The sequence below is a fragment of the bacterium genome, assembly GCA_021372515.1.
Classification (GTDB): domain Bacteria; phylum Gemmatimonadota; class Glassbacteria; order GWA2-58-10; family GWA2-58-10; genus JAJFUG01.
Genome location: JAJFUG010000064.1, coordinates 1 through 4,767 on the forward strand (window position 1 = coordinate 1; position 4,767 = coordinate 4,767).

2 protein-coding genes are annotated in these 4,767 nt (G+C 64.6%); one reads left to right on the top strand and one right to left on the bottom strand.

All coding sequences use genetic code 11. The annotated features are described in order from the left end of the window. Positions 1-46 precede the first annotated feature (46 nt). Positions 47-430, top strand: a complete 384-nt coding sequence (locus LLH00_06510) for a hypothetical protein (protein ID MCE5270921.1) — start codon at positions 47-49, stop codon at positions 428-430. A gap of 83 nt (positions 431-513) precedes the next feature. On the opposite strand, the gene LLH00_06515 is transcribed toward LLH00_06510, so the two are convergent. Further along, complete coding sequence (locus tag LLH00_06515; GenBank protein ID MCE5270922.1) at positions 514-4,203, bottom strand: 2-oxoacid:acceptor oxidoreductase family protein; 3,690 nt, start codon at positions 4,201-4,203, stop codon at positions 514-516. Between the last annotated feature and the right edge of the window lie 564 nt (positions 4,204-4,767).

Below are 4,767 nucleotides of genomic sequence, written 5' to 3' on the forward strand. Positions count from 1 at the left end.
TTGAAAAGGAATGTAACAATTTTAAAATCTATCCCTTGGCCTAACAATGGATAATAGCGACGAAACAAGAAGCCAAACCAAGCTTAGGATACGTAAAAACGTCACTGAAAAAGTACAAGCGAGAATCACCAAGCAGAATAAGAGCAAGGAAGATGAGACCTTCCTTGAAGAATATTCGCGCGCACAAACAGATTTAATTACAGATCCTTATAGAGCGACACGCAATAATGTAGAAATAACCGAATTATCGTCGCAAAAACTAAGACAAAAATACAACATAGTGTCGACAAAAGCACTCTATAGATGGAAAGAAACTGGTGGTTTGACCAGGTGTTTTCACGCAGTAGATTACGAAAATAGTGTTACTGATACAACTGTTTGGATAGTCGACTTTGTGGAAAGGAACGAAAAAACCTACAGCGTTACTTGAGATAAAAAGCAACTTGACGAAACAGTTAACTAAGATATTGCAGGGCACGGCATTCCGTGCCCTTTTCTTTTAGTGAAACGGCCTCAGCCTTTCTCCACCAGCCTGTGCTTGCTGAGCAGCCGCGAGGCCGGCCCGATCCGGCTCCAGCCGAAACCCGCCACTGCACCGTGTGCCCCGTTGCCGTTCGTGTCTCCTTTTTCCATCTCCGGCTCCGGCTGTGCCCCGCTCCTGAGCAGCAGCCCCACCGCACGGCGGGCCGCCTCCATGCCCGGTGCGCGCACCTCACGGTAGCCCTTGGCCAGCTCCACACTCCTGATCGCCTCCACCCAGGCCTTGTACGAGGGCCGCTGCCCGCTCCCCCGCGCAATAAACGGCTCCACCACCGTGGCCACGTACCAGCGGCCGAACCCGCGCTCCGCGGCGTGCCAGCCGGGCAGCACACGGCGCAGCCAGCGCAGACGGCGCATTATCCGAAGCTGCCAGTTGCGCGTGGTGAGCTTGAACCGGAAATCCCGTCCGAATATCGTAAGTTGCGGGGTGGTGAAATGACGGTACCCGATCCGGTCGCCGCGGGCCGGATCGATGTCGAATTCCTCGCGGTCTCGCTCCAGCTTGCGTGCGCTGGTGAGCAGGTGCGACACGTGGACCTCGTCCTTGACCACCAGGGCGCGGTGCAGGTTCACGATCAGCTCGCGCGTGGCGCGGTGTCCCTCGGCCGCGCTGTCAGTCTCCCAGGCCCGCAGAATAAGCTCCAGGTAGCGCCGCGCCAGCGGCTCGCCGCCGTACTGGAGCGTGTCCTCCAGACGGTGCGCCAGGCCGATAAGCTCCTCCTCCGGAATGCTCAGAGCCTGCCGCGCCCGCCCGATCAGCTCCGCAAACAGCGTGGCCTGTCGCGCACCCCCCGGGTCGGCGGCGATCCAGCGGGTGAGGTCGGCCAGCTCCCGGTCCAGGCTGTGCACCTCAGCGGGGCGAACCAGCGCCGCCTCGCGGTGCACGAGCTGACGGCCCAGCTTGAACGCCAGACGGTTGGCCTCCAGCTCCTCGCGCGGCATCACCTCGGCCAGGGCGCGTTCCAGGTGGGCCAGCTCCAGGGGTATCCAGCCTTTCTGCCAGGCCGCGCCCAGCAGCACGGTGTTCAGGTAGCGGCTGTGTCCGATGAAGCGCTCGGCCAGGCCCTTGACATCCCGGCAGAACAGCCCGTCCGGGCGAAGGCAGGGCTCGATCTGCGCCGCCAGAGCCGCGGGATCGAAATCGCTCAGGCCCATGATAGTCTCCAGGGTCTGGTTGCGGGCGTCGCTCACCACCGCCACGGTGGCCTCGCGCGAGCCGATACTCACATGGTGGCCGGCATCCAGGGCGCGGGCGGTCTCCAGGATGTCCAGCCCGATGATGAGCTGGGTCCGTCCCTCCGGGATAAGGGGGCTGGTCTCCGCCCCCGGCGGCGCGAACACCACGATGCTCTTGACCGAGCCGTTGCGGATCGCCATGCCCTTGCGGTTGTGCAGGGTGACCTCGTAGCCCTGGTACATGCCGGCGCGGGCCAGCACCGCGGTCACGGTGTTGGAGCCCTGGCCGCCGTAGCCACAGATATAGGAGCGCCAGGCGCTCTCCAGGGGCGCGATCCGCGCCTCGGGCAGACAGTCGAACGTTACCGCCTCGGTGCGGGAGGGACGCGGCGCGCGCCGGGTGACAGTCACCTCCTCGAACGAGGGGCAGGCCTCCACCCGGTAGCAGGCGCCATCCGACACGCAGGCGTTGGGATCGATCCCCACCTTGCGGCCCAGCACCGTGTCCGTGCGCTCCAGGCCCAGGCAGCCGGTCTTGCGCGTGCACTCCAGGCAATCCTCGCAGACCTCCGGCGTGATATTGATCCGCCGCTCCTCGGGCAGGTAGCCGCGGCGCTTTATCACCTCTCGTTGCATGGCTTTACGGATGCGTCCGCTTTTGATCGCGCAGGGCTTTTTGGCGATGATAACCTTGAGGCCGGGCCGCAGAAGGTAATCCTCGGCCGTGCGTCGGTAGGCGTACTCATCCGAGGGGTCCAGCGTGGTGACCGGAACGCCCGGCCCCACGATCCCGCGCACCGCGCGCTCGATGTCCTGCGGGTTGACCGCGCGGCCCAGGATATCGGTGTCGTTGCCGGGCGTCGGGTGCTGGCCGGTCATGGCCGTGGTGTCGTTGTCCAGGATGAATACGAGCACGTCCTGGTTGTGGCGCGCCAGGTCGGAGATTCCGGCCAGGCCGCTGTGGAAGAAAGTGGAATCACCCAGCATCAGCACGCGCTTGTTGACCACGAACGGCTCCAGGCCCGCGGCCGCGCCCAGGCTCTGTCCCATGGCCGACATGTCGTGCATCAGACGGCTGTCCCAGATCGCGTTGAACATCGAGTAGCAGCCGATGTCACCGTGCACCACCATGTCGATTGGCTGCCCGGAGCCGTGGCGCGCCCGCATGTACTCCGGGCGGCTGATGTCGGAGATGATGTCCATCAGGAGGTTGCCGGTGTCGCGGTGCGGACACCCGGCGCAGAACGTGGCCGGGCGGGCCGGGCTCTCCACCCGGTAGCCGGATATCTCCTCCAGCACGCCGAGCTGGGTTATCACCTGCGGGGCGCAGTCGGGGTACAGGCCGCTCAGGACCGGACCCAACACGCTTATCACCTGCGAGGGACCCAGGCCGCGGCTGGCCGGGAACGCCTCGCCGCCCTCCGGGTTGCGCTTGCCCCAGACTGTCAGGCGGGCCAGGTGTTCCTCGCCGCCGCTCTGGGCCAGGTCGCGCAGGATCACTTTCACCTGGTCCTCGACAAAGGGTCCTTTCTCCTCCACCACCACCAGTTGCTCCACGCTCCGGGCGAAAGTGGCCAGTATCTCGCTGTCCAGGGGCCAGACCAGCCCCAGCTTGAGAATGGGTACCCGGGCCTGAAGCCCCAGCTCGGCCAGGGCATCCCGCACGTAAAGGTACGAGACCCCGTGGGTGACAATCCCCAGTGAGGCGCGCGCGCCCTCGGACGGGGCGTTCAGCATCCGGTCGAACCCCAGGCGGCGCGCGTGGGCGGTGACGGCGGGCAGACGGGTCTCGAGCAGGTGCACCTCGCCGCGCGAGCTGGAGGGCGGGATCATCACCCGCCGGCCCAGGTCCAGCCCGGCGGTGTCGAGGTCCACGCGGCTGTCGCGGTTGATCGCGGGCCAGCGGTTGGGATACAGGCGCACCACGCCGCCGCCATCCGCCTGGGCCGTGGTGACCAGGTATGTTACATAGCACTCCGTAGCCGCCGAAAGCTCGAACGCCGGGTCGACCCAGTCCTTCAGCTCCTGCCAGCCGCCCGGGCTGAGCACTGGCATGAACAGGGCGCGGCTCTTGTAGCGACTGTCGGCCGGGGTCTGGGTGCTGGAGCAGTGCGGGTCATCGCCCACGATCACCACCGCGCCGCCCTGCGGGTGCGCCCCGGCCAGGTTGCTCACCTCCAGGACATCCGAGGCCACGTTCAGGCCCACGCTTTTCATGATCCCCAGGGCGCGCAGGGGCAGGGCCTGGGAGCCGTTCAGCCGCGCCGCGGCCAGGGCTTCGTTGTTGGCGATCGCGGCCACGATCCCGTGCTCGTTGAACAGGCCGGAGTTCGCCCGGATCACATCCAGGGTCTCGGCCACCGGGCTGCCCGGGTAGCTGGAGTACAGCGACACTCCGGCCTCCAGCGCGCCCTTGATCAGCAGCTCGTTGCCGGTGAATATGTTCACCCCGCCGGACTGGGTGAAACGCGGATCGGTCTTGGTCATTTCGGGTTCACCGTTAGGGTTCGGCCTGACATCGGCCTGTTTGTCTGTGCATGTATGATGTGCCGGCTGAGAATGCAATTCTTTTCCAACCGGCCCAGTTATTATATGGATTCCGGCGGCCGCGTTCAAGGCGAAGCGGAGATTCAGCCTTTTGTCGAAAGATTGTCGGGCACGGCGCGCCGTCTCCTACGACAACGTTCGATTGCATTCGTAGGGGCGAACCTCGTGTTCGCCCGTTTATTTCTTTGTCCTTTCGGTCTTGCCCGAAAGGACCAAAGGGCGTGGGGGCCGCGAACTCGTCCAAACCGCGTCACCACTTCCAACCCCGCTGTACACGGAACGTTGATTCCGCTCCCATGTTGCAGGGCGGCGCTGCCGCGCAATCGCCGCCGGACTTGGATCTTTTTCAGCCCTGGCCGTTTCGAGTGCTGTTACACGCTGTCCCGGCGGGAGGCTCAGACATGCGCGGCCCCCAAAGACAGAAACGGCGGCCCGGTAGGCCGCGGGTGGAAAAGGTTTTTCGACCTTGCAGCGGCCCACAGGGCCGCCGGGAGGCCGTATGTC